The sequence below is a fragment of the Shewanella sp. SG41-4 genome (assembly GCF_014164505.1).
In the GTDB taxonomy this organism is placed as follows: domain Bacteria; phylum Pseudomonadota; class Gammaproteobacteria; order Enterobacterales; family Shewanellaceae; genus Shewanella.
Map to the genome: position 1 here is coordinate 1 of NZ_JACJFI010000693.1, position 988 is coordinate 988.

At 31.9% G+C, this 988-nt stretch carries 2 protein-coding genes; both read left to right on the plus strand.

Features of this window, described 5'->3' with window-relative positions:
* Positions 1 to 461, plus strand: a 461-nt coding sequence (locus H5202_RS23310) for an NAD-dependent epimerase/dehydratase family protein (protein WP_182774092.1), incomplete at its 5' end; no start/stop codon positions are given.
* Positions 461 to 988 (plus strand): hypothetical protein (locus tag H5202_RS23315; protein ID WP_220493993.1); only part of this gene is annotated, 528 nt, incomplete at its 3' end. The genes H5202_RS23310 and H5202_RS23315, both read left to right, overlap by 1 nt.

Here is a 988-nt window from a genome sequence, read left to right on the forward strand (position 1 = left end):
CTGAAAATTTAGTAAGCTTTTATTCAAAGGTTTATGGTGTAAAGACCGCCGTTTTAAGAATCTTTTCGGTATATGGTAATGGCTTGAAAAAACAAATACTTTGGGATGCGTGTTTGAAAATGCACCAAGGAAATAATAGTTTTTTTGGTACTGGACAAGAAGTACGTGACTTTATAAATATTGACGATTTAGTCGGCACAATTTTTAACTCCATTCAGTTTGCTTCAGATAATGCTCCTGTATTTAACTGTGGCTCAGGAAAGGGAACCAAAATTTCTGAATTGTTGGGTTATGTTCAAGAGCACTTTGATAATTTGCCTAAATTGAAATTTTCAGGAGAAGTAAAAGTTGGCGATCCTATAGGGTACATTGCAGATATAAGTAAATCTCCGATTGAACTAACAATCAAGATTGATGATGGAATTGCTAGTTATGTCAACTGGTTTAAAAAGGAAATTTAATGGCTAACTTTGCTTTTATTTATACTCCATCTGAAGCTTGGATCGGTGGTAAAAATTATTATTTAAGCTTATTTTCAAAGTTACATGATGATCTTGACCCTACTGTTGACACTGTAACCATATTTACTGCTAATACCTTACATATAGAGGATTTAAAGTCCTTTAATAAATTTAGAGTTGTGCAGAGTAGTTTATTGAAATCACATGGTATTTATCGCTTAGCTTTTCGGATTGCTAATAAGCTATTTGGCGAAAATAGTTTGCTTACCTATTTATTTAAGTCACACAAAATAGACTTGTTAAGCCATGCTTACTTACCAAAATGGACAAAAATAAAATCTCTACCATGGATCCCCGATTTCCAACATTGCGTTTTACCTGAATATTTTTCCCCTGAAAAGTTAAGATATAGAAATACAATTTTTAAAAAATACTTAGCCAATGAAAACTTTTTACTTAGTAGCAATTCAGCTCTTAAAGATGCAATAAATTTTTTTGATGTAAAGGGTAAAGCTTGGATTTATAGG